The organism is Paenibacillus sp. FSL W8-1187 (assembly GCF_037965485.1).
Classification (GTDB): domain Bacteria; phylum Bacillota; class Bacilli; order Paenibacillales; family Paenibacillaceae; genus Paenibacillus_O; species Paenibacillus_O pasadenensis.
In genome coordinates this window covers 3,086,524-3,113,446 of record NZ_CP150181.1, presented here as the reverse complement: position 1 = coordinate 3,113,446, position 26,923 = coordinate 3,086,524, and the positions used below count along the sequence as shown (strand labels likewise).

Annotated in this window: 30 protein-coding genes; all 30 read left to right on the top strand. The window is 63.1% G+C overall.

The annotated features are described in order from the left end of the window. Window positions 1-11 precede the first annotated feature (11 nt). The 30 genes from fliG (at window position 12) to NYE40_RS13395 (ending at window position 26,900) form a co-directional block, all read left to right on the top strand. A complete protein-coding gene (fliG, locus tag NYE40_RS13540; protein WP_028597436.1) occupies window positions 12-1,025 on the top strand; it encodes a flagellar motor switch protein FliG in 1,014 nt (337 codons plus the stop codon). Continuing rightward, on the top strand, window positions 1,018-1,860 hold the full coding sequence (locus tag NYE40_RS13535; protein WP_339278562.1) for a FliH/SctL family protein: 843 nt from the start codon (window positions 1,018-1,020) through the stop codon (window positions 1,858-1,860). Before fliG ends, NYE40_RS13535 begins: the two co-directional genes overlap by 8 nt. After that, window positions 1,857-3,173 (top strand): flagellar protein export ATPase FliI, encoded by a 1,317-nt coding sequence (gene fliI, locus NYE40_RS13530; protein ID WP_339278561.1) that lies wholly within the window; start codon window positions 1,857-1,859, stop codon window positions 3,171-3,173. Before NYE40_RS13535 ends, fliI begins: the two co-directional genes overlap by 4 nt. A gap of 15 nt (window positions 3,174-3,188) precedes the next feature. Further along, window positions 3,189-3,638, top strand: coding sequence for a flagellar export protein FliJ (fliJ, locus tag NYE40_RS13525; RefSeq protein ID WP_101809238.1), 450 nt, complete (start codon window positions 3,189-3,191; stop codon window positions 3,636-3,638). A gap of 65 nt (window positions 3,639-3,703) precedes the next feature. Beyond that, window positions 3,704-4,597 (top strand): hypothetical protein, encoded by an 894-nt coding sequence (locus NYE40_RS13520; RefSeq protein ID WP_028597432.1) that lies wholly within the window; start codon window positions 3,704-3,706, stop codon window positions 4,595-4,597. A gap of 17 nt (window positions 4,598-4,614) precedes the next feature. After that, window positions 4,615-6,084, top strand: a complete 1,470-nt coding sequence (locus tag NYE40_RS13515) for a flagellar hook-length control protein FliK (protein WP_339278560.1) — start codon at window positions 4,615-4,617, stop codon at window positions 6,082-6,084. Window positions 6,085-6,105: 21 nt separating this feature from the next. Further along, entirely contained in the window at window positions 6,106-6,585 is a 480-nt protein-coding gene (locus NYE40_RS13510; protein WP_339278559.1) for a flagellar hook capping FlgD N-terminal domain-containing protein, read from the top strand. Between the two features lie 75 nt (window positions 6,586-6,660). Next, the gene (locus tag NYE40_RS13505; protein WP_028597430.1) at window positions 6,661-7,476 is read left to right on the top strand and encodes a flagellar hook-basal body complex protein; all 816 of its coding nucleotides are present in this window, start codon (window positions 6,661-6,663) and stop codon (window positions 7,474-7,476) included. Between the two features lie 93 nt (window positions 7,477-7,569). Next, on the top strand, window positions 7,570-7,788 hold the full coding sequence (locus tag NYE40_RS13500) for a flagellar FlbD family protein (protein WP_028597429.1): 219 nt from the start codon (window positions 7,570-7,572) through the stop codon (window positions 7,786-7,788). A 5-nt stretch (window positions 7,789-7,793) separates the two neighbouring features. After that, window positions 7,794-8,267: a flagellar basal body-associated FliL family protein gene (locus NYE40_RS13495; protein WP_028597428.1), complete on the top strand. Its 474-nt coding sequence runs from the start codon at window positions 7,794-7,796 to the stop codon at window positions 8,265-8,267. A gap of 30 nt (window positions 8,268-8,297) precedes the next feature. Then, the gene (gene fliM, locus NYE40_RS13490; RefSeq protein WP_028597427.1) at window positions 8,298-9,299 is read left to right on the top strand and encodes a flagellar motor switch protein FliM; all 1,002 of its coding nucleotides are present in this window, start codon (window positions 8,298-8,300) and stop codon (window positions 9,297-9,299) included. Next, window positions 9,289-10,515 carry a flagellar motor switch phosphatase FliY gene (gene fliY / locus NYE40_RS13485; RefSeq protein ID WP_028597426.1) on the top strand — a complete coding sequence of 409 codons (1,227 nt, stop codon included), beginning with the start codon at window positions 9,289-9,291 and terminating at the stop codon, window positions 10,513-10,515. Before fliM ends, fliY begins: the two co-directional genes overlap by 11 nt. Window positions 10,516-10,539: 24 nt before the next feature. After that, a complete protein-coding gene (locus tag NYE40_RS13480) occupies window positions 10,540-10,902 on the top strand; it encodes a response regulator (protein ID WP_028597425.1) in 363 nt (120 codons plus the stop codon). Window positions 10,903-10,904: 2 nt separating this feature from the next. Then, window positions 10,905-11,537, top strand: coding sequence for a flagellar biosynthetic protein FliO (locus NYE40_RS13475; protein WP_339278558.1), 633 nt, complete (start codon window positions 10,905-10,907; stop codon window positions 11,535-11,537). Continuing rightward, complete coding sequence (gene fliP / locus NYE40_RS13470) at window positions 11,534-12,286, top strand: flagellar type III secretion system pore protein FliP (RefSeq protein WP_028597423.1); 753 nt, start codon at window positions 11,534-11,536, stop codon at window positions 12,284-12,286. The genes NYE40_RS13475 and fliP overlap by 4 nt, the downstream gene beginning before the upstream one ends. 22 nt (window positions 12,287-12,308) lie before the next feature. Continuing rightward, window positions 12,309-12,578 carry a flagellar biosynthesis protein FliQ gene (gene fliQ, locus NYE40_RS13465; protein WP_028597422.1) on the top strand — a complete coding sequence of 90 codons (270 nt, stop codon included), beginning with the start codon at window positions 12,309-12,311 and terminating at the stop codon, window positions 12,576-12,578. A 7-nt stretch (window positions 12,579-12,585) separates the two neighbouring features. Continuing rightward, window positions 12,586-13,374: a flagellar biosynthetic protein FliR gene (gene fliR / locus NYE40_RS13460; protein WP_028597421.1), complete on the top strand. Its 789-nt coding sequence runs from the start codon at window positions 12,586-12,588 to the stop codon at window positions 13,372-13,374. 20 nt (window positions 13,375-13,394) lie between these two features. Continuing rightward, a complete protein-coding gene (flhB, locus tag NYE40_RS13455) occupies window positions 13,395-14,495 on the top strand; it encodes a flagellar biosynthesis protein FlhB (protein WP_028597420.1) in 1,101 nt (366 codons plus the stop codon). 25 nt (window positions 14,496-14,520) lie between these two features. Then, the gene (gene flhA / locus NYE40_RS13450) at window positions 14,521-16,554 is read left to right on the top strand and encodes a flagellar biosynthesis protein FlhA (RefSeq protein ID WP_028597419.1); all 2,034 of its coding nucleotides are present in this window, start codon (window positions 14,521-14,523) and stop codon (window positions 16,552-16,554) included. Next, complete coding sequence (flhF, locus tag NYE40_RS13445; RefSeq protein ID WP_028597418.1) at window positions 16,551-17,855, top strand: flagellar biosynthesis protein FlhF; 1,305 nt, start codon at window positions 16,551-16,553, stop codon at window positions 17,853-17,855. The genes flhA and flhF overlap by 4 nt, the downstream gene beginning before the upstream one ends. Then, window positions 17,848-18,729: a MinD/ParA family protein gene (locus NYE40_RS13440; protein ID WP_028597417.1), complete on the top strand. Its 882-nt coding sequence runs from the start codon at window positions 17,848-17,850 to the stop codon at window positions 18,727-18,729. The genes flhF and NYE40_RS13440 overlap by 8 nt, the downstream gene beginning before the upstream one ends. 25 nt (window positions 18,730-18,754) lie before the next feature. Beyond that, window positions 18,755-20,077, top strand: a complete 1,323-nt coding sequence (locus NYE40_RS13435; protein ID WP_101809236.1) for a chemotaxis response regulator protein-glutamate methylesterase — start codon at window positions 18,755-18,757, stop codon at window positions 20,075-20,077. A 36-nt stretch (window positions 20,078-20,113) separates the two neighbouring features. Further along, on the top strand, window positions 20,114-22,156 hold the full coding sequence (locus NYE40_RS13430; protein ID WP_101809235.1) for a chemotaxis protein CheA: 2,043 nt from the start codon (window positions 20,114-20,116) through the stop codon (window positions 22,154-22,156). Window positions 22,157-22,175: 19 nt separating this feature from the next. Then, window positions 22,176-22,637 (top strand): chemotaxis protein CheW, encoded by a 462-nt coding sequence (locus NYE40_RS13425; protein WP_028597414.1) that lies wholly within the window; start codon window positions 22,176-22,178, stop codon window positions 22,635-22,637. Continuing rightward, entirely contained in the window at window positions 22,637-23,263 is a 627-nt protein-coding gene (locus tag NYE40_RS13420; protein ID WP_043110885.1) for a chemotaxis protein CheC, read from the top strand. The genes NYE40_RS13425 and NYE40_RS13420 overlap by 1 nt, the downstream gene beginning before the upstream one ends. Continuing rightward, window positions 23,260-23,754, top strand: coding sequence for a chemotaxis protein CheD (locus NYE40_RS13415; protein ID WP_028597412.1), 495 nt, complete (start codon window positions 23,260-23,262; stop codon window positions 23,752-23,754). The genes NYE40_RS13420 and NYE40_RS13415 overlap by 4 nt, the downstream gene beginning before the upstream one ends. A 5-nt stretch (window positions 23,755-23,759) precedes the next feature. Next, a complete protein-coding gene (locus NYE40_RS13410; RefSeq protein ID WP_028597411.1) occupies window positions 23,760-24,218 on the top strand; it encodes a hypothetical protein in 459 nt (152 codons plus the stop codon). Between the two features lie 93 nt (window positions 24,219-24,311). Next, entirely contained in the window at window positions 24,312-25,100 is a 789-nt protein-coding gene (locus tag NYE40_RS13405; protein WP_028597410.1) for a FliA/WhiG family RNA polymerase sigma factor, read from the top strand. Window positions 25,101-25,115: 15 nt separating this feature from the next. Continuing rightward, the gene (locus NYE40_RS13400) at window positions 25,116-26,519 is read left to right on the top strand and encodes a FapA family protein (RefSeq protein ID WP_101809234.1); all 1,404 of its coding nucleotides are present in this window, start codon (window positions 25,116-25,118) and stop codon (window positions 26,517-26,519) included. Between the two features lie 60 nt (window positions 26,520-26,579). After that, entirely contained in the window at window positions 26,580-26,900 is a 321-nt protein-coding gene (locus tag NYE40_RS13395) for a hypothetical protein (RefSeq protein ID WP_028597408.1), read from the top strand. The last annotated feature ends 23 nt before the right edge of the window (window positions 26,901-26,923 follow it).

Genomic DNA, 26,923 nt, shown 5'->3' with positions numbered 1-26,923 from the left:
GGGCTCTCGCCATGTCCAAAGCGATGCAAGCCCTGACAGGGCGACAGAAGGCAGCGATTCTCCTCATTACGCTCGGCCCGGAAGTATCCGCCCAGATCTTCAAAAACCTGAGGGAGGAAGAGATCGAGCAGCTGACGCTCGAGATCGCGAACGTCCGCAAGGTCGACAGCTCGGAGCGGGACCTGATCATGAGCGAGTTCTATCAGATCTGCCTGGCGCAGGAATACATCTCGCAAGGCGGCATCGCCTACGCGAAGGACATTCTCGAAAAAGCGCTCGGCGCGCAGAAGGCCCAGGAAGTGCTGAGCCGCCTGACGGCGACGCTGCAGGTGCGGCCGTTCGACTTCGCCCGCAAGGCGGAGCCGACGCAGATCCTCAACTTCATCCAAAACGAGAATCCGCAGACGATCGCGCTCGTGCTGTCCTATCTGCAGCCGGAGCAAGCGTCCCATATCCTTTCCTCGCTGCCCCAGGAGAAGCAGGCGGATGTCGCGCGCAGGGTGGCCCTTATGGACAGCACCTCCCCGGATGTCATCTCGCAGGTCGAGCGCGTGCTCGAGCAGAAGCTCTCGGCGACCGTCACCCAGGATTATACGAATGCAGGCGGCATCGATTCGATCGTCCAGATTTTGAACGGCGTCGACCGCGGCACCGAGCGGACGATCCTCGACTCGCTCGAGATTCAGGATCCGGAGCTTGCCGAAGAGATCAAGAAGCGGATGTTCGTCTTCGAAGACATCGTCAGCATCGACAACCGCTCGATCCAGCGCATCATCCGCGACATCGAGAACGCGGACCTGCAGCTGGCGCTCAAGGTCGCGAGCGAGGAGGTCAGGGAAGCGATCTTCCGCAACATGTCCAAACGGATGGCCGAGACGTTCAAGGAAGAGATGGAATTCATGGGGCCGGTGCGGCTGCGTGACGTGGAGGAAGCTCAGACCCGCATCGTAGCGACGATCCGCAGGCTCGAGGAAGCGGGAGACATCATCATCGCCCGCGGCGGAGGAGATGACATCATTGTCTAATCTCATCAAATCTTCCTATGTACGGCCCAAGAGCGGCTCTCAGCCGCTCGAACGCTTTTATGCCCGGGCCGGAGGCGGCATGCAGGCGCCGATCACGATGGGTGACGGCGAGGCGCTGCCGCCGCAGCCGACTCTCGACGAAGCGACGGACCGGCTGCGGCGGCAAGTGCTCGATGACGCTCGGAGCGTCGCGGACGACATGCTCGCCGATGCGGCTCGAAGATCGGACGAGATGCTCGAGCAGGCGCAGCGCGAGATGGACGAGTGGTGGCATGCGCGGCGCGCCGATGACGACCGCCTCGTCGAGGAGGTCCGGTCTGCGGCCTATGAAGCCGGATTCCAGTCCGGCCGCGACGATGCGGAGGCTCGGCTCCGGGAGGAGTGGGAGCAGCGCATCCAGGAAGCGTCGGGCATCCTGGCCTCGTCCTACGCGATGCGGGAGCAGATCATCCAGGAAGCAGAGCCGTTCCTTATCGAGCTGAGCTGCGCGATCGCAGAAAAGCTCGTCGGCAGGCAGCTGACGCTGGAGCCTGATTGGGCGGCCGAGCTGGTCAAAAAGGCGCTGTCCCGGCGAAAGGAGCATGGCGTCATCGTGCTTTGCGTCGCGCCGGCGCAGCTGGCTGCCGTCCAGGCGGCGCGGGACGAGCTTGAGCTGTCGATCGACTCGCAGGCCGAGCTGCAGATTTTGCCTGACGCCACCGTGAAGGATCACGGCTGCGTCATCCGATCCGCCTTCGGCAGCATCGATGCCCGGATCGATACGCAGCTGGCCGAGATCAAGCGCGAGCTCGTGCAGCTCGCGCAGCAGCGGGAAGGCCAGGAGGCGGCTTCATGAATGAGCTCTCGGCAGCACGCTACATCGAGCATCTGGGCGGAATCGACCCGGTGCGCGTAAACGGAAAGGTGACGCAAGTCATCGGGCTGACGATCGAGAGCGAAGGACCGGACGCGAGCATCGGAGACGTCTGCCAGATCTATCCCGGCAAAGGCGCTCCTCCGCTGCTGGCCGAGGTCGTCGGCTTCCGCGACAACCGCCTCGTGCTCATGCCGCTCGGCGAGCTGAACTCGATCGGCCCCGGCTGCGACGTCGTCGGGACGGGCAAGCCGCTCACCGTGCAAGTCGGCTCGGAGCTGCTCGGCAAGGTGCTCGACGGCTTGGGGCGGCCGCTGGACGGCAGCTTCATCCCGAGCCGGATGGTGCGCTATCCGACGACAGCTCCTCCGAGCAATCCGCTGTTCCGTCCGCGCGTCACCGAGCCGCTCGGCATCGGCATCCGGGCGATCGACGGACTGCTCACCGTCGGACAAGGCCAGCGGGTCGGCATCTTCGCCGGCTCCGGTGTCGGCAAGAGCACGCTGCTCGGCATGATCGCCCGCAATACGGCCGCCGACGTGAATGTCATCGCCCTCATCGGCGAGCGCGGACGCGAGGTGCTCGAGTTCATCGAGAAGGATCTCGGTCCGGAAGGACTGGCCCGCTCGGTCGTCATCGTCGCGACGTCGGATCAGCCGGCGCTCATCCGGATTAAAGGAGCGGTCATCGCAACGACGATCGCCGAATATTTCCGGGACCGGGGTTTGAACGTCATGCTCATGATGGATTCCGTGACGCGCTATGCGATGGCGCAGCGGGAAGTCGGCCTGGCTATCGGCGAGCCGCCGGCGACGCGAGGCTACACGCCTTCCGTCTTTGCCGGCCTGCCGAAGCTGCTGGAGCGAGCCGGCACGGGACCGAGCGGGTCGATCACCGCCTTCTACACGGTGCTCGTGGACGGGGACGACATGAACGAGCCGGTCGCGGATGCGGTTCGAGGCATTTTGGACGGGCATATCGTGTTGAGCCGGGACCTTGCCCATAAGGGACATTTTCCGGCGATCGACGTGCTGAGCTCGGTGAGCCGCGTCATGAACGAGATCGCGGATGAGGACCACCGGCAGGCGGCCACGGCGCTCAAGCGCTTGCTCGCCGTTTATAGGGATTCGGAGGACCTCATCCATATCGGGGCGTATCAAAGCGGCTCCAACGCCGATATCGACGAGGCAGTCGCGCAGATGGACTTCATCCAGAGCTTCACCCGACAGCGGACGAGCGAGAAGGACGAGTTCGACGAAACCGTCCGGCAGCTGACCGATCACTTCAATAAGTAGGAGCTGAACGAACCTATGGCGTCATTCCGGTATGCCTATCAAAGCATCGTCAACCTCAAGCAAAGCGAGACGACTCAAGCCGAATGGGGACTCAGCGCCGCTCTCGGCCTGCTGAAGGCGGAGGAAATGTCGCTGGAGGAGCTGAGAAGCGAGCGCAGGCGCTGGGAAGAGAAGCTGATCCGGCAGGGCGAGCGAGGCAGCACGCTGGACGAGCTTCAGCAGATCCAGCATTTCATCCGGCATCTGGACAAGACGATCTGCCTCAAGGAAAAAAAGGTCCAGGAGGCGGAGCAGGAAGTGAGTCAGTCCCGCTCGATCCTGTCGGAGCGGAAGGTTCAGGAGAAGATCTGGATGAAGTCCAAGGAAAAGGCATGGCAGAAGTTCAGAAGCGCCCTGCTGGCCGGGGAGCAGGCCGAGCTGGACGAGATCGCGGTCCAGCGGCATGCCCGCATGGCTCAGTCCTGACAGGGCCAGGGCGCGCTCGGGCGCAGGAAGACGGGGAAGCGCAGCGCCCCCGGGGGGGATGACAAGTGGCAAAAGAAGAAATGGAAAAGCAAGGCTACAGCGGAATCGAACGAATGCTGTTTTTCGTGACGCCGCTGCTGTTCACGGTAGTGCTCGTAATGGTGCTGTTCGTCGTCTTCAACCCGTCGCTGAGGGAAAGGCTGATCGATGCCGGTAGAGGCGTGCCGGTCGTCGGAGCGTTGCTGCCCGGCGACGCCTCCGAGCCGGAAGGCTCTGCCGTGCTGAAGGAGCAGGACGACAAGAGGCTGGCGAGCCTGCAGGCGGAGCTGTCCGCAGCCAAGGCGAAGCTCGAAGCGGCGGATTCCGAAAAATCCGGGCTTGAAGCTCAGGTGAAGTCGCTGCAGGAGCAGATCGACGGCTTGATCAAAACGAGCGATGCGGAAAAGCTGAGCGCCGAGCAGTATCAAGGCAAGATTGCCGAGCTCGCCGGCATGTTCGCCTCGATGACGGCGAGCAAGGCGGCTCCGATTCTGGAGAACATGACGCTGGAGGAATCGATTCTCGTGCTCGGCTCGATGGACAGCCGGGCTCAGGGAGCGATCCTGGCCAAAATGGATCCGAAGCGGGCGGCTCAGACGGCGGCCCGCATGAAGGACAGCGAGCCGGTCAAGGATCAGCAGATCGCCGCGCTGCAATCGCGGCTGCGGCTCGAGGCGACCTCGACGGAGACGGCTTCGGCCATCCTGAACCAGGAGCAGCTCACCAAGACGTTCGAGAGCATGAACGCCGCCCAGGCTGCGCCGCTGCTGCTCCAGATGGCCGATATGAGCGCCAGCAAGGTGCTGCGCATCCTCAGCTCGGTAAGCGACGCGACCCGCTCCTCGCTCGTGGCGGAGATGTCCAAGACAGACAAAAAAATGACCTCCCAGCTGGTCTCCAAGCTGATGGCCGGGAAATGATCGAGGAGGGATGACGGATGGAAATGGCGATCACGCAATCGACGGTTCCGACGGCCGGCTCATCGCCGGTAGGAACGGCGGCAGCGAAGATCAGCGCAAGCTCGTCCGCCGGAACGGCGTTCCAGCAGCTGATCGGCTCGATGAACGCCGCTGGAGGATCGACCTTCGCAGTGGGACAAGCAGGCGCAGCCGGCTCGGCGGCAGCTTCTCCGCAAGGGGAAGCGGCAACGCTGCTGCAGGCGGCGATCGCGCAGCTGGCGGGCCTCGCTCCCGGCACGCCGGCAAGCGCGGCGGATGCGGTCTCCGGCGCAGAAAAGGAAGACGGAGCCGAAGCGGCGGAGGCCGAAAAGGCGGGTGCATCCGGCGAATCGGCGGAAGGAACGCTGCTCGGCCAGCTGGACGAGCTGCTCGACCTGCTGACGGATCTGCAGGACGCGGACGCCGCGCTGTCCGACGAGGCGATGGACGCAGCCGCTTCCGAGCTCGGAGCGCTGCTGGCGCTGCTCGGACTGCCGGCTCCGCAAGCTCAACCGGCCACCGTCGGCGCAGATCAGGCCGCTTCGCCGGACTCGCTGCAAGGAGCGGCGGCAGGCAAGCCGCTCGTGCTGGAATCGCTGCTCGTCCTGCATCAAGCGCTGCAGGACGGCAAGCCGCTCAAGCTTGGCGCGTCCGACGCCTCCGCGCTCGTGAGCCGGCAGCTCGCCAAGCTCGGCGAGCTGCTCGCCGGCACGGAGCGCTCCACCGCCGGAGGCCGCGCAGGCGGTGCCGCGGACGGGCAGGCGGCGATCGCCGTCAAAGCGGCTCCCGCCGCCTTCTTGGAGCGGCTGAACGCCGCGTCCGCCCAAGTGAGGGCGGCTCTCGAGGCGAAGCCGTCCGCGGCTCGAGCGGCGGAAGCGGCACCGGCCGCGGCAATCGACGCGGCGCCGGGAGCGCTGCCGGGCTCCGCTTCGTCGGAGGCGGCACCGCAGCTGTCGGCACCGGCCGCTCCGGCTCCGCAGCCGGGAGCTGCGCAGACGGCCGCGCTGCCGGTCGTGGCGATGCGGCGCTTCGCCGAGGAGATGGCGGGCATCATGCTGCAAAAGCTCGATATCACGGCAAGCGGACAGTCGAGCGAAGCGCGGATTTTGCTCAACCCCGAGCATTTGGGCCAAGTCGACATCAAGCTTCATCTGCACAACGGCCAGCTGACCGCTCTCTTCCTCGCCGACTCGCCGGCGGCTCGCGAGGCGATCGAGAACCAGCTCGCCCAGCTCCGCCAGTCGCTGCAGCTCCAAGGAATCCAGGTCGATCGGATGGAGGTCGGAAGCGGCGAGCTGCAGACGAGCCTCTCCTTCGGCCAGCAGCAAGGCGGCGGCGGACGGGGACAGAGCTTCACCGGCGGCGGGCGCGCGACGGAGGAAACGGCGGCGCTGCGCGAAGCCGACGCGGCCACTCAGACGGCGATCCGCGAGCTCGGATTCGGGCGCTCGGTCAATGAGACGGCTTAAGCCGAACGAAGGAGGGACGGCATGGCTCAAGTAAACGCGATCTATCCCTATATCAGCCAAAAGAATGCTTCCGCCTCGGCGACGAGCATGGACAACTCGACGATGGGCAAGGACGCCTTCCTGCAGCTGCTCGTCGCGCAGCTGAAATATCAGGATCCGCTCAAGCCGGCGGACAATACGACCTACATCGCCCAGCTCGCCCAGTTCTCGTCGGTCGAGCAGCTGTCCAACATCTCCGGCCAGCTCAACCTGCAGGGACAGAACCTCGGCCTGACGTCGGATCTCATCGGACGAACGGTCCAATGGGATGTCTATGACGCGGCCGGCAGGCTGACGACGGAGAGCGGCATCGTGGAGTCGATCATCTTGAAGGACGGCATGCAATATGTCATCTCCGCCGGCCTGAGCATTCCGCTGGACGCCGTCAAGCAGGTCGACGGCGGGGCGGCCGAGCCGGACGAATCCGGAACGGCTCCGGAGGCGGGTACGGCCGACGCTTGATCGGACAGTCCAAAGGGAACATGCGGAACGAATGCAACGAGGTCCAGAACATCACCTATTCAGGAGGTTATTCAAATGCTTAGATCCATGTACTCCGGCGTATCCGGCATGCGCGGCTTCCAGACGAAGCTTGATGTCATCGGCAACAATATCGCCAACGTCAATACGGTCGGGTTCAAAGCCGGGCGCGTCATGTTCCAGGACATCCTCAGCCAGACCGTATCCGGGGCCAGCCAAGCGGAAGACGGCGTGCGCGGGGGCAAGAACGCGCAGCAGATCGGTCTCGGCGTCACGGTCGCTTCGGTCGACACGCTCCATACGGCGGGCAGCGCGATGACGACGAACGTTCCGACCGACCTGCGCATCGACGGCGACGGATTTTTCGCCGTTCGTCCGGCCGGCATGGAAGACGGCTTCTACCTGACGCGCGCGGGCAACTTCTCCGTCGACGCGGCGGGCCAGCTCGTGACGGCGGACGGCGGGCTCGTGCTCAGCTCTGACGGCGAGCCGATCTCCCTGGCGGGAGTGAACGCGTATTCGATCGGCAAGAACGGCACGATCGTCGGCATCAACGCCGACGGCACGACCGGCGACGAGATCGCGACGATCGGCGTCGTGCAGGTGCAGAACCCGAACGGACTCGAGAAGATGGGCGCCAACCTGTACCGCTCCAGCGTGAACTCCAACGTCGAGGAGCTGGCGATCGGCGTACCCGGCGACGCCGAGACCGGCACCGGCACGATCGTGGCCGGGCAGCTGGAGATGTCCAACGTGGACCTGACGAGCGAGTTTACGGAAATGATCGTCGCTCAGCGCGGCTTCCAGTCGAACTCCCGCATCATTACGACTTCCGATGAGATTCTGCAGGAGCTGGTCAATCTCAAGCGCTAACCGATGACGCTCCGGGCCTTGCTCCCGCGGCGCCGGCCTCTCCGCCGGCGCCGCAGGCGATGCCGCGGGGCCGCTCGTCGAGAAGGGAGTCCCATGGTCCAAGTAACGAGGCTGAACGGCAGCCGCCTCATGATCAACGCGCTGCTGATCGAGCTGATCGAAGAAACGCCGGATACGCTCCTTACGCTGACCACCGGCAAAAAAATGGTCATTCAGGAATCGGCCGAAGTGCTGACAGGCCGGATCGTCGAGTATCAACGGTCCATCGGCTTGCTGGCCGCTTCCGTGAAGGGCGCAGTGACGGAGGAATAACCGCGATGAAAAAAATGCTTCCCTGGTTGATCACGACCTTGCTGGCCATATCCTTGATCGCCGTCGTGGCCGTGTTCCTCTGGAATTCGGTCCTCGGCGACCCGAAGACGGCTGAAGGCGAGGGCAAGCCTGCCGTCGCAGCGGCGGCGAAGCCGATGTCCGCGGAAGAGCGGCTCGGCGTCACGCTCGAACTGAAGGACATCAAGCGGAACCTGAAGGACGAGGACAAGCTCGTCATCATCAGCTTCGCTTTCCAGCTGGACAAAAAAGCGGCGAAAGAGGAGCTCGACCAGATCAAGGACATCGCGGTCAAGCCGATCATCAACCGCATCCTCGCGGATACGGCGGCAGCCGACCTGCAAGGCTCCGCCGGACAAGATGCGCTCGAAGCGAAGCTGCTCAACGAAGTAAACAAGATTTTGCCGGAGGGCAAGCTGGTCAAGGTTTCGATAACCGACTATCTTCTCACGGATATTTGAGGCCGGAGCATCAGGCAAGGAGGTGAGAGAGTGGTAGATGTTCTGTCCCAAAATGAAATTGACGCGCTGCTGGCGGCCCTTTCATCCGGCGAGATGGATGCGGAAGAGCTCAAGAAGGAAGAGAGCCAGCGCAAGATCCGCTCTTACGACTTCAAGCGCGCGGTGCGGTTTTCCAAGGACCATATCCGCAGCCTGACGCGAATCCATGAAAACTTCGCGCGATTCCTGACGACGTACTTCTCCGCGCAGCTCCGCACGTTCGTGCAGATCAACGTCGTGCAGGTCGAGCAGCTGCCGTACGACGAGTTCATCCGGTCGATCCCGAAAATGACGATCCTGAACATATTCGAAGCGGAGCCTCTCGAGGGCCGGATGGTGCTCGAGGTCCATCCGAACGTCGCGTTCGCGATGGTGGACCGGCTGCTGGGCGGGGCCGGGACCGCTCCGTCCAAAATCGGAGCGCTCACCGAGATCGAGACGATGATCATGGAGAAAATTTTCAGCCGCGCGTTCGAAAGCCTCCAGGAGGCGTGGAAAACGGTCATCGATATTTCGCCTCGCCTGGACTCGCTCGAGACGAATCCGCAGTTCATGCAGATCGTCTCGCCCAACGAGACGATCGCTCTCATCTCGCTCAGCACGAAAATCGGCGATACGACCGGCATGATCAACCTGTGCATCCCGCATGTCGTCATCGAGCCGATCATGCCGAGACTGTCCGTGCACCACTGGTTCGTCTCGCAGAAGAAATCCAGAGCTCCGGAAGAAGTCGAAATGCTGGAGCAGAGGGTACATAAAGCAAAGCTTCCGATCATCGCGGAGCTGGGCGAGTCCTCGATCACGGTCAGCGAGTTCATGAGCCTGGCTGTCGGAGACGTGATCTCCCTCAACAAAACGGCCGGCGAAGGGCTGCATATCAAAGTTGGAGAGAAGCTGAAGTTCATCGGCAGCCCGGGGTCGGTCCGCGACCGGCTCGCGGTCCAGGTCGAGGAGATCGTACGTGAAGGAGCGGAAGAAGATTATGACGAGTAAGGATTACCTGTCCCAGGAAGAAATCGACGCGCTGCTCCGGCAGAGCTCCGGCGAAGCCGAAGCGGCGCCGTCCAGCGGCAGCGACCGGATCGAGGATTACCTGAGCGGCATCGAGCAGGACGCGCTCGGCGAGATCGGCAACATCACCTTCGGAAGCGCCGCTACGGCGCTGTCTACGCTGCTCGGCCGCAAGGTCGACATTACGACTCCGCAAGTCGCGCTGATCCGCCGCTCGGAGCTCGGCGACGCGTTTCCCAAGCCGCATGTCGCCGTGTCGGTCAGCTATGTGGAAGGCTTCGAGGGCATCAACTCCCTCGTCATCAAGACGAAGGACGCCGGCGTCATCGCCGATCTGATGCTCGGAGGCGAAGGCATCGTCGGGCAGCAGGAGCTGAACGACATCCACATCAGCGCCGTGCAGGAAGCGATGAACCAGATGATGGGCTCGTCCGCGACCTCGATGTCGACGATCTTCAACCGCATGGTGAACATCTCGCCGCCAGGCATCGACATCCTGGACGTGGAGCAGGGCGGGGGAATGCAGCAGCTACCTCCGGACGACGTGTTCATCAAGATCAGCTTCCGCCTCATGATCGGCGATCTCATCGACTCGACGATCATGCAGCTGCTGCCGGTCAATTTCGCCAAGCAGATGGTCGACTCGCTGATGGGCGGATCCAGCTCTCAGGAAGCGGCGCCAGCCGCAGCGCCGGCTCCTGCGCCGGCCCCGACGCCAGCGCCTTCGCCGGCCGCGGAGCCGCAGCAGCAGGCTGCGCCAGCCGCGCCGCCACAGGCGGCGGTCCCGCAGCAGGCGTACTCGGCTCCGTACCCCGATCCGATGATGCCGGCCGCAGCGGCAGCTCCGCAGACGCTCGGCACGCCAGCCGGACGGAACGTGAGCGTGCAGCCGGTCCAGTTCGGCGGCTTCCAGCCTGGAGGCTTCGCCAATCCGGACGAGACGAACCTCGGCCTGCTGCTCGACATCCCGCTCAAGGTGACGGTCGAGCTCGGACGCACCCAAAAGCAGATCAAGGACATCCTTGAGCTGTCCCAAGGCTCGATCATCGAGCTGGACAAGCTCGCCGGCGAGCCGGTCGACATCCTGGTCAACAACAAGCTGATCGCAAAAGGCGAAGTCGTTGTCATCGACGAGAATTTCGGCGTCCGCGTGACGGATATCGTCAGCCAGTGGGACCGCATCGCGAAAATACAGTAACTTACATCCTGGGAGGAAATGACAATGGCAAACCGTATTCTTATCGTGGATGATGCAGCCTTCATGCGAATGATGATTCGCGATATCCTGACCAAAAACGGCTACGAGGTCGTAGGAGAGGCGCAGGACGGCTCGCAGGCGATCGAAAAGTACAAGGAGCTCAAGCCGGATCTCATCACGATGGACATCACGATGCCCGAGATGGACGGCATTGCCGCGCTTAAGGAAATCAAAAAGATGGATGCCAACGTCAAGGTCATCATGTGCTCGGCGATGGGACAGCAGGCGATGGTCATCGATGCGATCCAGGCCGGCGCCAAAGACTTCATCGTGAAGCCTTTCCAAGCCGATCGGGTCATCGAGGCGATCAAGAAAACGCTGGGCTGATCGTGAGCGTCGGAATCATCGCCTTTCTGCAGGCCGCTCCTGCTGCAGCCGGGGCGGCAAGCGCTTCGCCCGACCCGGGAAGCCTGCTATTCCCTTCTCCCGCCGCCGAGCTCGACGGCGCGCCTCAGTTCACGGCCGGAAGCATGACGGGCAGCCTGATCTGGATGATCGTCGCGCTGGCGCTCGTCATCGGCCTGATCATGCTGCTCATCCGTTTCCTGTCCAGACGCAATCAGCTCTGGAACGGCGCTCGCACGCTGCAGTCGCTCGGCGGTCTGACGCTCGCCCCGAACAAGTCGATGCAGCTGGTCGAGGCCGGGGGCAAGATCTACGTGCTCGGCGTCGGGGACGACGTGGCGGTTCTGGATGTCATTGCCGATCCGGAGCAGGTGGCGGAGCTGAAAGGGAAGCTCGTCGAGCAAGGAATGGGGAAAAGCCCGATCGGGGATTGGCTTAAGGCCGTGCAGGAGCGCAAGGCCGTCCGGAAGGACGGGCAAATGCCGGATCGAGCCGACGAGGCAAAACGGTTTGAACGGATGCTTCAACAAAAGCTGGAGCAGCAGTCCAAGAAGCAGGAGCAAATGGAGCGGCTGCTGCAGGAAACCACGGACAGGGAACGGTTGAGAGAAGAATGAAAAGGAAATGGATGCTGGCGCTGCCCGCCATGCTTGCCCTATCGGCCTCTGCGGCGGCGGCCGCTTATGCGGAGCCTTTGCCGGGCATCGATATCAGCATCGGCGGAGGGGAATCGGGAGGATCGAGCGCGATCTCGCTGCTGCTGATGATCACGGTCCTGACGCTGGCCCCGTCGTTCCTGATTCTGATGACGAGCTTCACGCGCATCGTCATCGTGCTCGGGTTCGTGCGTACCTCGCTCGGAACGCAGCAGATGCCGCCCAACCAGGTGCTGATCGGACTGGCGTTGTTCCTGACGCTGTTCATCATGTCGCCGACGCTGTCGCAGGTGAACGAAACGGCGCTGCAGCCCTACCTGAAAGGCGAGCTGACGCAGACCGAAGCGCTGCAAGAGGCGTCGGTCCCGATGAAGAAGTTCATGTTCCAGCATACGAGAGAAAAGGATCTGCTGCTGTTCCTGGACTACTCCCAAGCGGAGAAGCCGGAAACGTACGAGGACATCCCGATCACGGTGCTTGTGCCGGCCTACGCGATCAGCGAGCTGAAGACGGCGTTCCAGATGGGCTTCATGATCTTCATCCCGTTTCTGATCATCGATATGGTCGTCTCCAGCACGCTGATGGCGATGGGCATGATGATGCTGCCTCCCGTCATGATCTCGCTTCCGTTCAAGATCCTCTTGTTCGTGCTCGTCGACGGCTGGTATCTGATCGTGAAGTCGCTGCTGCTCAGTTTCGGGACTTCATGAGTCCAGCGGGAGGGGATCAGGCATGAATTCGGACTTTATCATCGGCTTGGCCGGACAAGCCGTGCTCGTCGTCTTGAAGGCCAGCGCGCCGATGCTCATCCTCGGCCTCGTCGTCGGCCTCGTCATCAGCATCTTCCAGGCGACGACGCAGATCCAGGAGCAGACGCTGGCCTTCGTGCCGAAGATCGTGGCGGTGTTCGCAGCGCTGCTGCTGTTCGGACCTTGGATTCTCAGCACGCTGGTCGACTTCACGTACAATCTGCTGAACAACTTGCACCATTACATCGGGTAGGCGAGAGATGGACGCATTCATCCAGGGGTTTCCCGTCTTTCTGTTGATTTTTTGTCGAATCACTTCTTTTTTTGTCGTCGCACCCGTCTTCGCCTCCCGCACCGTGCCGGCGAGAATCAAGATCGGGCTCGGCGGCTTTGTCTCCTACCTGGTCTACCTGACGTACGGCACGGGACAGCAAGCGGTGCCGAATGCCGTCTACGTGCTGACCGTCCTGCAGGAAATTCTCGTCGGACTTCTGCTCGGCTTCATCGTCTACCTATTCTTCACGCTCGTCCAGACAGCGGGAGCGTTCATCGACCTGCAGGTCGGATTCGCGATGGCGAACGTCGTCGATCCGCTGACGGGCATCTCGGCTCCGATTACCGGCAACTTCAAGTACATGGTGCTGCTGCTGCTGTTCCTGACGATGAACGGCCATCTGCATTTGCTGCAGGCGCTGATGAACAGCTATCGCTGGATGCCGCTCGACCTGCATCTGTACGCGTTCATCGCGGACGGGACGATCAGCGAGTTTCTGATCAAAGGATTCTCCCAATCGTTCCTGCTGGCGCTGCAGATCGCCGCTCCGATCATCGTCGCGATGTTCCTGACCGACGTCGGGCTCGGATTTCTGGCGAAGACGGCTCCTCAGTACAATGTGTTCGTCATCGGAGCGCCGCTCAAGATCCTGCTCGGCGTGCTGCTGCTCGTGCTGCTCATGCCTTCGCTCGGCGTGCTGTTCGGCCACATCTTCTCCATCGTCTTCGATTTTCTCGGCGAGCTGTTCGGAGACATCCAGGGCGGAACGCCATGATCGCCGGAAGGAGGGAGCTTATGGACCGCAGGCTGCGCTTCCGGGTCGATCTCCAGCTGTTCAACGGGGAGAAGACGGAAGACGCCACGCCGAAGAAAAAGCAGGAGGCTCGGAACAAAGGGCAGGTAGCCAAGACGCAGGAGCTTGGCGGAGCCTTCATCATCCTGTTCGTTTTCGGAAGCTTCTATATGCTGGGCGGCTTCTATAAAGAAAGGATCTACCGGCTGTTCGGCAGCCTGTTCAACGACTGGCTGCAGATGACGCTGTCCGACGGCAACACGATGTCGCTGTTCTATGACGTCATGGTCCAGATCCTTATCCTGATCGCGCCGATCCTGCTGCTCGTGTTCATCGCCGGCCTGATCGTCAACTACGCGCAGATCGGATTCCTGTTCACGGGCGAGCCGCTCAAGCCGGACTTCAAGAAGCTCGATCCGATCAAAGGGCTCAAGAACATCTTCTCAGCCCGATCGCTGGTCGAGTTTCTCAAGAGCATCCTCAAGCTTACGGTCGTCGGCTTCCTCGTCTTCTCGGCGATCTGGGGAGAATGGGACCGGATCCTGCTGCTCGCGCATGTGCCGGTGGAGCAGATCTTCCGTTTCACCGCGGGGCTCGTGCTCAAGCTGGGCCTGCAGTTCGGCGCGCTGCTCATCGTCATCGGCGTGCTCGATTATTTTTATCAGCGCTACGAGCATGAGAAGAGCTTGCGGATGTCCAAGCAGGACATCAAGGACGAATATGTCAAGACGGAAGGCAATCCGCTCATCAAAGGCAAGATCAAGGAACGCCAGCGCCGGATGGCGCTGCAGCGGATGATGCAGGAAGTGCCGAAAGCCGATGTCGTCATCACCAACCCGACGCACTTCGCGATCGCGATCAAGTACGAGGGCGGGAAGATGGAGGCTCCGGTCATTCTCGCGAAGGGAATGGATTACGTCGCTCTGAGGATCAAGGAAATCGCCAAGGAGAACGGGGTCATGACCATGGAGAACCGGCCGCTGGCGAGAGCGCTGTACGACCGGGCCGAGATCGGGGATACGATCCCCGCGGACCTGTTCCAAGCGGTCGCCGAAGTTCTGGCCTATGTATACAAGCTGAAGGGCCGCAGCAAATCATCTTAACTTGAGTGAACCGGAGGCATTCGTCATGAAACTGAGGGACCTGGCAGTTTTGGTGGGGGTTATCGGCATCGTCATGATGATGGTCATCCCTGTGCCTACTTTCCTGATGGACGTCCTGCTCGTAATCAACATATCGGTCGCGCTCATCATTCTCTTAATAGCGATGAACACGAAAGAGGCGCTGGACTTCTCGATCTTTCCGGCGCTGCTGCTGATTACGACGCTGTTCAGGCTTGCCCTGAACGTATCGACCACGCGCAACATTCTCGTGCATGCCCATGCGGGCGAAGTGGTCATGACCTTCGGGAACTGGGTCGCCGGCGGTCAGGTCGCCATCGGCTTCGTCGTCTTCCTCATCCTCGTCGTCGTCCAGTTCATCGTCATCACGAAAGGCTCCGAACGCGTCGCCGAGGTCGCCGCAAGGTTCACTCTCGACGCGATGCCCGGCAAGCAGATGAGCATCGACGCCGATCTGAACGCCGGTCTGATCAACGAGCAGCAAGCGCGCGCGCGGCGCTCCAAGATCGAGCGGGAAGCGGACTTCTACGGATCGATGGACGGCGCGAGCAAGTTCGTCAAGGGCGATGCGATTGCCTCGATCATCATCCTCATCATCAATCTGCTCGGCGGCTTCATCATCGGCATGACCGTCAAGGGCATGGGCTTCGGCGAAGCGCTGCAGACCTATTCGATCCTGACGATCGGCGACGGTCTCGTCAGCCAGATCCCGGCGCTGCTCATCTCCACGGCCGCAGGCCTGATCGTGACGAGAGCGGCATCCGAGGGCAACCTGGCCCACGATCTCAGCTTGCAGATGATGCGCTATCCGCATCTGCTGTACGTCGTCGCCGGCACGATCGCGCTGCTCGGACTGTTTACGCCGATCGGCGTCGTCCGCACGTTCCCGATCGCCATCCTGATCGCCTTCCTCGGCTGGAAGATGCAGGGGGCGCAGAGCAAGCAGCTGCAGGAGCAGGAGCAGCTCGTCGAGGAACAGCAGATCGAGGAGGTGCGGAGTCCGGAAAGCGTCGTCAGCCTGCTGCAGGTCGATCCGATCGAATTCGAGTTCGGCTACGGGCTCATCCCGCTCGCCGACACGCAGCAAGGCGGCGACCTGCTGGACCGGATCATCATGATCCGCAGGCAATGCGCGCTTGAGCTCGGGCTCGTCGTGCCGGTCATCCGGATCCGCGACAACATCCAGCTGCGCCCGAACGAATACGTCATCAAGCTCAAGGGCAATCAGGTCGCTCGCGGCGATCTGCTGCTGAACCACTATCTGGCGATGAGCCCGGGCTTCGAGGACGAGTCGATCATCGGCATCGAGACGACGGAGCCGGCGTTCGGACTTCCAGCGCTGTGGATCGACGAAGCGACGAAGGAGCGGGCGGAGATGTCCGGCTATACGGTTGTCGATCCGCCGTCGGTCGTCGCCACGCATCTGACCGAGATCATCAAGCGGCATGCGCATGAGCTGCTCGGCAGGCAGGAGGCCAAGGCGCTCGTCGACAATGTGCGCGAGGCGTATCCGGCGCTCGTCGACGAGCTCATCCCGTCGATCATGACGGTCGGAGACGTCCAGAAGGTGCTGGCCAAGCTGCTGAAGGAAAAGATCTCGATCCGCGATCTGGTGACGATCTTCGAGACGCTGGCCGATCACGGCCTGTACACCAAGGACCCCGACATCCTGACCGAATACGCGAGACAGGCGCTTTCGCGCCAGATCACGCAGCAGTTCAGCGCGGGCGGCGGTTCGATGAAGGTCATCACGGTCAGCCCGGCGCTCGAGAAGCGCATCGCCGAATCGGTGCAGCAGACGGAGCAGGGCAGCTATCTGGCGATGGATCCGGTCGCTTCCCAGCAGATCTGCAGCCGCATCAGCGAGCAGGTTTCCCGCCAGATCCAGTCCGGCCATCAGCCGGTCGTGCTGGCGTCGCCTACGATCCGCATGTATTTGCGGCAATTGATCGAGCGGGTGATGGGCGACGTGCCGGTGCTGTCCTACAGCGAGCTTGAGCCGTCGGTTGAAGTCCAGAGCGTAGGGACGGTGAGCTTGTGAAGGTAAAGCGATATGTCGTCGCATCCGTGCCGGAGGCGCTGCCGCTCATCCGCGGCGATCTCGGCAGCGATGCGGTCATTCTCAGCACCAAGGAAATCAAGACCGGAGGCGTGCTCGGCCTGTTCGGCAAGCGCCGCATGGAAGTCATCGCGGCAGCGGAGACGAAGCCCGTTCCGAAGCCTGCTCCGGCGCGCCAGCCGGCGGCGAGGCCGGCTGCAGCCCTTGCGGCTTCGCCGAGCGGGCTGGGGATGGCGGAAGAAGCCCAGGCAGAGCCCGCGACAACGCTTGGACGTCCGGCGGAGCCTCCTGCGGAGAGCTGGCGTCGTCCGGAGCCGCCGCCGGAACCTCTGCCGGAGGCGCCATCGCCTCCGCCTCGGCGGGATCGGATGCCGACGGACGGTCGTCCGTCGGCGGACGCATTGCAGGACGAGCTGCTGCAGGAGGTTCGCGGCCTCAAGACGTGGATCCGCCAGCTCGGCCTCCAGCAGGAAGCGGACGGCCGCAGCGAGCCGCTGCGCCAGCTCATGGAGCGGCTGGAGCGGCAGGAGGTCGCTGCCGAATGGCGCGACAGGCTTCTCGAGGAGCTGCGGACGGAGCCGGACTTCGAGTCGTTGTCCCTGCAGCCCGAGGCGCTGCGGGAAGCGGCTCGAGCTGTAATCGAGCGATGGCTGTCGCCGTTCGAAGTCGGGGGAGACATCCTCGACCAGGCGAGGACGATCCATTTCGTCGGACCGACCGGCGTCGGCAAAACGACGACGATCGCCAAGCTGGCCGCATGCGAGACGCTGCAGCGCCAGCGGTCGGTCGGCCTGATCACGGCCGACACGTACCGGATCGCGGCGGTCGACCAGCTGCGCACGTACGCCGACATCCTCGGCGTTCCGCTCGAGGTCGTCTTTTCGCCGGCCGAGGCGGCGCGGGCGTTCCAGCAGCTGGCGGACAAGGATATCGTGCTGATGGACACGGCGGGACGCAATTACCGCAGCGAGCTGCAGATCAACGAGGTGAGCAGCATGCTGCGGACGGGATCGGCGAGCGAGACTTGCCTCGTGCTCAGCCTTACGGCAAGGACAGCGGATATGGAATCGGTGGCGCTTCCGTTCATCGAGCACGGCGTAACGAAAGCGATCTTCACGAAGCTTGACGAGACGCGAGTGTACGGAGCTTTGCTGAACCTGTCGCTGTCGCATCGGCTCCAGCCGCTCTACATCGCCTCGGGCCAGACGGTGCCGGACGATCTCGAGCGCTTCAGCAGCCGCCGCTACGCCGCCTTGCTGATCGGAGACGGGGCGGATGTCTGATCAGGCGCAGGCGCTTCGCGATCTGATCCGACGGCAGCACGCCTCCTCGGCGGCAGAGCCGCCGAGGTCGACGCGCATCTTGACGGTAGCAAGCGGGAAGGGAGGCGTCGGCAAGTCGAACTTCAGCCTGAACTTCGCGCTGTCGCTGCAGAAGCTCGGCCAAAAGGTGCTCGTGTTCGACGCCGACATCGGCATGGCCAATCTCGACGTGCTGATGGGGGTGTCGGCTCCGTATTCGCTCTATCATCTCTTCCGGGGCGAGCGGCCGATTCGGGACATCATCCAGCTCGGTCCGGGAGGGATCCACTTCATCGCCGGCGGCTCCGGATTCCGCGAGCTGCTCCATCTCAGCGAGGAGCAGCTGCAGCAGGCGGATCGGGAGATCGAGCGGCTGCAGGGAGAGTACGACTTCATCCTGTTCGATACCGGGGCGGGACTCAGCAAGGAAGCGGAGCGCTTCATCGGCGCCTCCCACGAGAGCATCGTCGTCACGACGCCGGAGCCGACCTCGATCACCGACGCCTATGCGCTCGTCAAGATGGTGTCGCACAGCCGGCCGGACGCAAGCTTCCGGCTGCTCGTGAACCGGGCGGCGGACGAACGGGAAGGACGCCAGACCGCCGAAAAGATGGATCTCGCGGCGCAGCGCTTCCTGGACATCCGCCTTCCATTCTTAGGCAGCGTCGCGGATGATCCGCATGTCGGCAAGGCGGTCCGGCGGCAGACGCCGTTCACGCTCGCGTACCCGGACTGCAAGGCGTCGCGCGACGTGCTGGCGGCGGCCAGAGGCTACCTGGATCTTCCTCGCGGAGATGCCTCCCGCACAGTCAAAGGCTTCTTTCATCAATGGTTCAATCGCAAACGCAACCTTTGACTTCATGACAAGGAGAGATCGGCGGATGTCCCCATATCGAGTGCTCGTCGTAGACGATTCGGCCTTCATGAGAGCCGTCATCAAGGATCTGATCGAGGAGGATCCGGCGTTCGAGGTGGCGGGCATGGCCCGCAACGGCGTCGAAGCGATCGAGGCGGCTTCCCGCCTCGACCCGGATGCCATGACGCTGGACTTGGAAATGCCGGAGATGAACGGAATCGACGCGCTGGAGGCGATCATGGCCTCGAATCCGCTGCCGGTCATCATGTTCTCCGGAATCAGCGAGGAGCACACCTCGCTGACGATCGCCGCGCTGCAGCAAGGCGCGTTCGACTTCATCCGCAAGCCGGCGGCAAGCTCTCCGCCGGGCGAGATCTCAACGATCGGCCGGCTGCTGAGGGAAAAGCTCCACACCGCCGTCCTCATCCGCGAGCGGATGAGGCGTCAGCACGAAGAGGCGGCGCTGGCGGCCGAGCGGGCGAAGACGGCGAAGCCTCGCCAGCCGGATCGCCGCTCTTCGGTTCCGCCGGCCGGTGCCGGCAAAAGCGGGACGGAGAGGCCGGACGCTGCGGCCAAGCCGGCCGGCCGAACGGCCGGATCGCCTTCGGCGGCGGCGCCGAAGCTGCCGGCCGCCAAGCCTGAAAAGCCGGCCGGCCCGCCCTCCGCTCGGCCGCGGCCGGAAGCGGCGGCCGAGCCGAAGGCTGGACGCCCCGCCGCTTCCAAGCCGCTCCGTCCCGCCGCCACGGCCGGAGCGGCGGCCGGCAGCCGCAATTTCGAGCATCTGATCGCCGTCGGCACGTCGACAGGCGGACCGCGCGCGCTGCAGGAGCTGATCGCCGGGTTGCCGGAGGACTTGCCGGCTCCGGTGCTGATCGTGCAGCATATGCCGCCGCGCTTCACCGCCTCGCTCGCAAAGCGGCTCGACGGAGCCGGGCCGCTGACCGTCCATGAAGCCGTGGACGGCCAGCCGGTCATGACGGGCCATGTGTATCTGGCTCCCGGAGGCAATCATATGCGTCTCGACCGGGATGAGCGAGGGTATTTCATCCGGCTGTCGCAGGACGAGCCGGTAAGCGGGCATCGCCCCTCGGTCGACGTGCTGTACCGCTCGCTCGTGCCGCATGGCGGCCTCAAGCGGCACGGCGTCATCCTGACCGGCATGGGGAGCGACGGGGCCAAGGGCATGCTGGAGCTGAAGGAAAGCGGGGCCGCCAGCACGATCGCCGAATCCGAGGAAAGCTGCGTCGTCTACGGCATGCCTCGCAGCTGCGTCGAGAATGGAAGCTGCGTCACGGTGCTTCCGCTCTCGTCGATCGCCAAGGAGCTTTCCGTCCGCTGCCTCGGCTAACCGAACGGTCAACTTACAGGAGGTGTGGACTCGATTATGGATATGAACGCTTATCTTTCCATGTTTATCGATGAATCCCAGGATCATCTGCAAGCCCTCAACGAGAATTTGCTGAAGCTCGAAGGCGATCCGAACGATCTGAGCATCGTCCAGGTCATTTTCCGCTCGGCGCATACGCTCAAGGGGATGTCCGCCACGATGGGATTCGAGGATCTCGCCTCGCTCACCCACGAGATGGAAAACGTGCTCGATCTGGTCCGCAATGGAAAGCTGGCGATGGACGCGTTCATCTTCGACGTGCTGTTCAAGGGACTGGACGCGCTGGAGAGCATGGTCGCCGACATTACGGCCGGAGGCCAGGGCAAGGCGGACGTCGGAAGCATCGTCGGCGCGCTGAAGTCGATCGTCGACGGCAGCTACTTAACCCGGACCGAGACGGCGGCGGCCGCGGTCGCAGCGCCGGCCGGTCCTGCGGCGGCGATCGACGAATTCCAGCTGTCCGTACTGAAGCAGTCGATGGACAGCGGCCTCAAGGCTCTGCGCATCGACGTCTCGCTCGAAGAGAGCTGCGTGCTCAAGGCGGCGAGAGCCTACATGGTGTTCAACCTGCTGGAGGAAAAAGGGGAGGTCGTCAAGTCGATTCCTTCCGTCACCGAGCTCGAGCAGGAGCAGTTCGACCGCTCGTTCACCGTCATCTTCGTCACGGAGCATGACGCCAAGGGACTGGAGGAAGCCGTCGGCGGCATCTCCGAGGTCGCGGCCGCTCGCGCCGAGGAGCTGGATGCCGGCACGCTCGAGCGCTTGGCGCGCCCGGAGCCTGCCGCCAAGCCGGCTGCCGGCGCAGCGGCGCCGAGCGCGCCTGCCGCCAAGCCGGCCGAGCCGCCCGCAGCCGGGGAAGCTCGCAAGCCGGCTGGCGGAGCTCCCGCCGCTTCCCGCACGATTCGCGTCGACATCGAGCGGCTGGACGCGCTGATGAACCTGTTCAGCGAGCTGCTCATCGACCGCTCGCGGCTTGAGCAGCTGTCGTCGGAGATCGGACGGGGAGAGCTGACGGAGACGGTCGAGCATCTGTCCCGCATCAGCGGCGACCTGCAGAACATCGTCCTCAAGCTGAGGATGGTACCGGTGGATACCGTGTTCAACCGCTTCCCGCGGATGATCCGCGACCTCGCCCGCTCGCTCGACAAGAAGGTCGAGCTGATCGTGACCGGAGCGGACACCGAGCTCGACCGCACCGTCATCGACGAGATCGGCGACCCGCTCGTGCATCTGCTCCGCAACTCTCTCGATCACGGCCTCGAGACGACGGAAGGCCGCCTGCAGGCCGGCAAGCCGGAGACGGGCACGATCTGGCTGCGCGCCTACCACAGCGGCAACCATGTGTTCATCGAGGTGGAGGAGGACGGCCGCGGCATCAACTCCGACAAGGTGAAGGCCAAAGCGGTGGAGAACGGAGTGCTCTCGCCCGAGGAGGCCGCCAGGCTGACCGTCGACGAGATGAACAACCTCATTTTCGCGCCGGGCTTCAGCACGGCCGACCAGATTTCGGACATTTCGGGACGCGGCGTCGGGCTCGACGTCGTCCGCTCGAAGATCCTTTCGCTCGGAGGCAACGTCTCGGTCGAGAGCAAGGCGGGCGTCGGCTCCAAATTCAGCATCCAGCTGCCGCTCACGCTGTCGATCATTACGGCGATGCTCGTCAAGCTCGGCTCCGAGAAGTACGCCGTGCCGCTCACGTCGATCGTCGAGACCGGCATCGTGAAGCGGGAAGCGATCCTGACCGTGCACGGCAATCGCATGCTTTCCTACCGCAATGCGGTCATTCCGGTCGTTTCCCTCAGCCGCGTGCTGGGCGCTCCCGACTATCGCGAGGATGACGAGGAGGAGAGCGAGTACATCGTCATCCGCAAGGGCGACAAGTGGGCCGCCGTCATCGTCGACGACTTCATCGGGCAGAGCGACATCGTGCTCAAGTCGATGGGAGCTTACCTTGGACAGACGCCTGCGGTATCCGGCGCGACGATATTGGGAGACGGCCAGGTTGCCCTGATCATCGACCCGAACGCGCTTTTCAAATAAGCGAAGGAGGATGGGAATTATGGCTGAAGACATCAAGGTGATCGTGTTTTCGCTCGGAGAAGAGGAGTACGGCATCGAGGTCGACAAGGTGAAGACGGTCGAGCGGCTCATGCCGATTACGCGCGTGCCGAAAACGCCGGCGTTCGTCAAGGGCGTCGTCAATCTGCGCGGCGTCGTCGTGCCGGTCATCGACCTGCGCGGCCGATTCGGACTGGCGGAGACGGAGCAGACGGAAGCGACCCGGATCATCGTCGTGAGCTCCGGCGAGATGGAGGTCGGCTTCATCGTCGACCGAGCGAACGATGTGACGGATATCAGCAGCGACCAGATCGAGCTGCCGCCGGAAGTCGTCGGCGGCATCCAGGCCAAGTATTTGCGCGGAGTCGCCAAGACCGACGGCGGACGGCTGCTCGTCATGCTCAACCTGTCCGAGGTGCTCAATAAATCGGAGCTTGTGCAGCTGGAACAGATGGAGGCTTGATCGGCGTGAGGTCATACGGCAAGCTTGCCGAATTCGAGCTCGACGTGCTGAAGGAAGTCGGCAATATCGGCTCCGGCCATGCGGCGACCGCGCTGTCCACGCTGCTGAATCGTCCGGTCGACATGGCGGTGCCCAAGGTGAGCCTCGTGCCGTTCGAGGAAGTCGCCGAACGCGCGGGCGGAGCCGAACAGCTTGTCGTGGCCGTGTTCCTGAGGGTGGACGGCGATGCTCCGGGCAATCTGTTCTACATCATGAACCCGGTCGCCGCCAAGCGCTTGCTGCGAAGGCTGGCGGCGATGGAAGTCGAGGAGGATCTGGAGTACTCGGAAATGGAGCTGTCCGCCTTGAGCGAGATCGGCAACATCCTGGCCGGCTCCTACTTGTCCTCTCTCGCCGATCTGACGCGCCTCGCCTTATCGCCGAGCGTGCCAGCCGTGGCCCTCGACATGGCTGGCGCCGTGCTCGCTTACGGGCTCATGCAATACGGAGAGATGGGCGATGCGGCGCTGCTGGTCGAGACGCGCTTCCAGGGCGACGGGGAGGAGATCGAGGGCCAGTTTTTCCTGATTCCGGACCCCGATTCGTTCCCGACGCTGTTCCGTTCGCTCGGAGTGGACGTGCCATGATCCAGCAGCCGATCGTCAAGGTCGCCATGGCCGATCTGGGCGTCGCTGTGCGCGGGGAATGCATCCGGACGACCGGTCTCGGCTCCTGCGTCGGACTGACGCTGTACGATGCCGTACGGAAGATCGGTGGCATGGCCCATGTCATGCTGCCGGACTCCTCCATCGCCCGCGAGTTTCCGTTCAACCGCGCCAAGTATGCCGACACGGCTGTTCCTCTGCTGATCGAGGAGCTGGAAAAGGCGGGGGCGAGAGTGGAGCGGATGAACGCAAAGATGGCGGGCGGAGCCCAGATGTTCGCCTCTCTCGCGCAGAGCGACTCGCTGCGCATCGGCCCGAGAAACGTGGAAAGCTGCGCGCTGCTGCTCTCGCGCATCGGCATTCCGGTCGTGGCCGAGGATACCGGCGGAAATTACGGACGCACCATCGAGCTGGATTCGGAAACGGGCATCCTTACGATCCGTTCCGCCCAGAATGGCACAAAGGAGCTGTAGCGAAGATGGTAGGTTCATGGCGCATCAACGGCTGGATCGCCGCAGGAGGCGCGCTGCTGACGCTTCTGCTCAATGCCGGCCGCAATCCTTGGGAAGTCGGCGGGACGCGCGCTCTCGCCGCGGCGGCGGCATTCTGGCTGCTCGCTTACGCGCTGCGGTTCCTGCTCACGTTCACGCTGCCGGACCCGGCGTCCGCTGCGGCCGCGGAAGCGGGGACGCCAGCGGCCGGGTCGGCGTTGGACCTCGAGGCTGCGGGCAGCGAGGATTTGGAAGAGCTGCTGCGCGAGGGGTGGAGGGCGCCTGAGGGAGAGCGGGCCCGCGAGGATCGCGGAGCGCCCGCCCCAGCCCGGGACGCGGCGGCCTTCCAGCCGCTGTCCCCTCCCCAGCTGCGCGCGACGCGGGAGGAGCCGAGCGAGCAGGAGCTGCTGCAGGCGGTGCGGCAGTGGAATTCGGAAGACAAATGAAGCTCGGCTGCAACCCGGGCCGACGAAGCCAGGCAAGGTCCGGTCGGACCGACGAGGAACTGGATGGCGAAAGCTTAAGGAGGCTTGAGGACGATGACTGAGCCCAAGGCGCCTCATTTATCCAACATGCCAATGTGGGAAAAGTGGAAAGAGGAGCAGGATCTGGACGCGAAAAAGGCGCTGATCGAGCAATATTTGCCGCTTGTGGACTATGTCACGAACCGGATGGCGATCGGCCTTCCCAAAAACGTATCGAAGGATGATTTGGCGAGCAACGGAGTCATGGGTCTCATCGACGCGATCGATAAATTCGATTACAAGCGCGGCCTGCAGTTCGAGACCTACGCATCCTGGAGAATTCGCGGAGCGATCATCGACGGCCTGCGGCAGGGAGACTGGGTGCCGAGATCGGTGCGCGAGAAAGCGAAGCGGATCGAGGAAGCCTACCAGCACTTGGAGCAGCAATATCTGCGTTCGGTGAGCGACTTCGAGATCAGCTCTTATTTGCAGGTGTCGGAAAAGGAATTCACGGTCATGCTGCAGGAAATCGCCGTCACGACCGTCTGCTCGCTCGAGGATCCGATCCGCGAGGAAGAGAGCGAGACTCGCATGTCGCTGCTCGTCGACGAAAAGGCCAAAAATCCGGACCATAAGGTCCATGAGTTCTACTTGAAGGAATCGCTGGTGAAAGGCATCGAGAAGCTGACGGAGAAGGAGCGGATCGTCGTCTCCCTCTTCTATTACGAAGAATTGTCGCTGAGCGAGATCGCCGAGGTCATGTCGCTCTCGCCCTCCCGAATCTCGCAGCTGCACTCCAAGGCGATCCTTCGGCTGAGAGGCGCGTTGTCCAAGCAAAAGGAACAATTGATGCAGAACTCCTAGAAGGAGGTCGGAACGATGAAGGAACAGCTAGGCTTGCAGCAGCGGCTAAGCGTAAACGTGGCTCCCGATCAGATGACGGCGCTGCTGCAGTTCATCCGCTGCGACGACGATTTTGCCTGCACGGCCGCCGAGCTCGAGCAATTCCTGAGGGCTAGCGGCATTACATATGGAATTCAGTACGATCTGCTCCATGCGATCTCGAACGATCCGGCCTCCTATTCCTTGCAGCAGACTCCGATCGCCCATGGCCTCCCGCCAAAAACGGGCAAGGACGGGAGGATCGCTTACGTCGTCGAGATGAATGCCGACCAGCGGCCGGAGGAGTCGGAGGACGGCAAGGTCGACTTCAAGGAAACGTCAAAGATTCTGAACGTCCAGAAAGGCCAGCTTATCGCCCGCAAGCTGCCCGCGACGGAAGGCGAACCGGGAAAAACGGTGACCGGAATCGCGGTCCCGGGCCGCAAAGGCAAGGAAGCGCGCCTGAAAGCGGGCAAAAACGTCGTCTGCAATGCCGATCGGACGCTGGTCTATGCGGCGATAGACGGCTTGTTTACGATTACCGGCGGCGACTCGATCAATGTGTTCCCCGTTTATGAGGTCAACGGAGACGTGGACTATCATACCGGCCATATCGATTTCGTCGGAACCGTCGTCGTGCGCGGCAATGTGCTGACAGGCTTCCGCGTGAGGGCGGCCGGAGACATCCGCGTCGTCGGCGGCGTCGAGGGAGCCGAGCTGGAGACGGACGGATCGATCGAGATCACCGGCGGCATCATGGGCGGCGGCAAAGGCTCGGTGAAGGCGGGACACTCGGTCCGCTGCTCGTTCATCCAGGACGGCACGGTATTCGCCGGCGAGGATGTGCTCGTCAGCCAGAGCATCATGCATTCGCAGGTGCGCGCCGGCCGGAACGTCGTCTGCGGCGGCGCCAAGGGGCTGCTCGTCGGCGGCGTCGTGCAGGCCGGCGAGACGGTGCAGGTGCGCACCGCGGGCAATACGATGTCGACGGCCACGTCGATCGAGGTCGGCGTCAAGCCCGAGCTGCGCGAGGAGCTGAAGGAGCTGCGCATCGCCGTAAGGTCGAAAAGCGAAGCGCTCGACAAGACGGAAAAGGCGCTGGCCATTCTCGATCAGATGGCGGCGGCAGGCACGATCGCTTCCGACAAGCTGGCCCTTCGGATCAAGCTGTCGGCGACGAAAAAGCAGGCGGTGCAGGAGATCGAGGAGGCCCGGGACCGGATCCTGGACATCGAGCGCTCGCTCGAGGATTCGAGCACGGCCAAGGTCGAGGTGCGGGGCACCGTTTTCGGGGGAACGAAAATCGTCATCGGACGCTATACCCGGTTCATCAAGGAGCCGACGTCCCGCGTGCAGTTCCGCTTCATCGAAGGCGAGATCAACATGGGCCAGATCGTCTAGCGGCGCTGCCGAGCAAGCCTTTTGCGGCATGCGGCAGGCAGCTGCAAGGAGGAGGATGCGATGCCTTATCGACCGGTCGATCTGCAGGTGTCCGTGCCGAAGACTCAGGAAACCGGGATGCAGCAAAGCCAGCTGCAAAGCCGATTGGCCGCAGAGGCGCGGCAGCAGGCGGAGCAGGCGGCCAAAAAAACGGAGCAGGATCGAAGCCGCAGCACCGAGCTGGAAAGCCGGGCCGACGCCAAGATCGGCTACCGGCAAGAAGAAAGCGGGAGCGGCGGCGCGAAGGCCGGCGACAGGCGCGGCAAGGCGGAAAGCGGAGAGCTCCCGGAAGAGCGGACGGCGCATCCGTATAAAGGCCGCCGGATCGACATCCGCTTGTAAGCCGCTTGGGATCGCAGAGAATA

Coding starts and splice junctions, on each gene's coding strand:
- fliG (WP_028597436.1), top strand. CDS start 12: ATGTCCAAAGCGATGCAAGCCCTGACAGGGCGACAGAAGGCAGCGATT.
- fliI (WP_339278561.1), top strand. CDS start 1,857: ATGAATGAGCTCTCGGCAGCACGCTACATCGAGCATCTGGGCGGAATC.
- fliJ (WP_101809238.1), top strand. CDS start 3,189: ATGGCGTCATTCCGGTATGCCTATCAAAGCATCGTCAACCTCAAGCAA.
- NYE40_RS13515 (WP_339278560.1), top strand. CDS start 4,615: ATGGAAATGGCGATCACGCAATCGACGGTTCCGACGGCCGGCTCATCG.
- NYE40_RS13510 (WP_339278559.1), top strand. CDS start 6,106: ATGGCTCAAGTAAACGCGATCTATCCCTATATCAGCCAAAAGAATGCT.
- NYE40_RS13505 (WP_028597430.1), top strand. CDS start 6,661: ATGCTTAGATCCATGTACTCCGGCGTATCCGGCATGCGCGGCTTCCAG.
- NYE40_RS13500 (WP_028597429.1), top strand. CDS start 7,570: ATGGTCCAAGTAACGAGGCTGAACGGCAGCCGCCTCATGATCAACGCG.
- NYE40_RS13495 (WP_028597428.1), top strand. CDS start 7,794: ATGAAAAAAATGCTTCCCTGGTTGATCACGACCTTGCTGGCCATATCC.
- fliY (WP_028597426.1), top strand. CDS start 9,289: ATGACGAGTAAGGATTACCTGTCCCAGGAAGAAATCGACGCGCTGCTC.
- NYE40_RS13480 (WP_028597425.1), top strand. CDS start 10,540: ATGGCAAACCGTATTCTTATCGTGGATGATGCAGCCTTCATGCGAATG.
- fliP (WP_028597423.1), top strand. CDS start 11,534: ATGAAAAGGAAATGGATGCTGGCGCTGCCCGCCATGCTTGCCCTATCG.
- fliQ (WP_028597422.1), top strand. CDS start 12,309: ATGAATTCGGACTTTATCATCGGCTTGGCCGGACAAGCCGTGCTCGTC.
- fliR (WP_028597421.1), top strand. CDS start 12,586: ATGGACGCATTCATCCAGGGGTTTCCCGTCTTTCTGTTGATTTTTTGT.
- flhB (WP_028597420.1), top strand. CDS start 13,395: ATGGACCGCAGGCTGCGCTTCCGGGTCGATCTCCAGCTGTTCAACGGG.
- flhA (WP_028597419.1), top strand. CDS start 14,521: ATGAAACTGAGGGACCTGGCAGTTTTGGTGGGGGTTATCGGCATCGTC.
- NYE40_RS13440 (WP_028597417.1), top strand. CDS start 17,848: ATGTCTGATCAGGCGCAGGCGCTTCGCGATCTGATCCGACGGCAGCAC.
- NYE40_RS13435 (WP_101809236.1), top strand. CDS start 18,755: ATGTCCCCATATCGAGTGCTCGTCGTAGACGATTCGGCCTTCATGAGA.
- NYE40_RS13430 (WP_101809235.1), top strand. CDS start 20,114: ATGGATATGAACGCTTATCTTTCCATGTTTATCGATGAATCCCAGGAT.
- NYE40_RS13425 (WP_028597414.1), top strand. CDS start 22,176: ATGGCTGAAGACATCAAGGTGATCGTGTTTTCGCTCGGAGAAGAGGAG.
- NYE40_RS13415 (WP_028597412.1), top strand. CDS start 23,260: ATGATCCAGCAGCCGATCGTCAAGGTCGCCATGGCCGATCTGGGCGTC.
- NYE40_RS13410 (WP_028597411.1), top strand. CDS start 23,760: ATGGTAGGTTCATGGCGCATCAACGGCTGGATCGCCGCAGGAGGCGCG.
- NYE40_RS13405 (WP_028597410.1), top strand. CDS start 24,312: ATGACTGAGCCCAAGGCGCCTCATTTATCCAACATGCCAATGTGGGAA.
- NYE40_RS13400 (WP_101809234.1), top strand. CDS start 25,116: ATGAAGGAACAGCTAGGCTTGCAGCAGCGGCTAAGCGTAAACGTGGCT.
- NYE40_RS13395 (WP_028597408.1), top strand. CDS start 26,580: ATGCCTTATCGACCGGTCGATCTGCAGGTGTCCGTGCCGAAGACTCAG.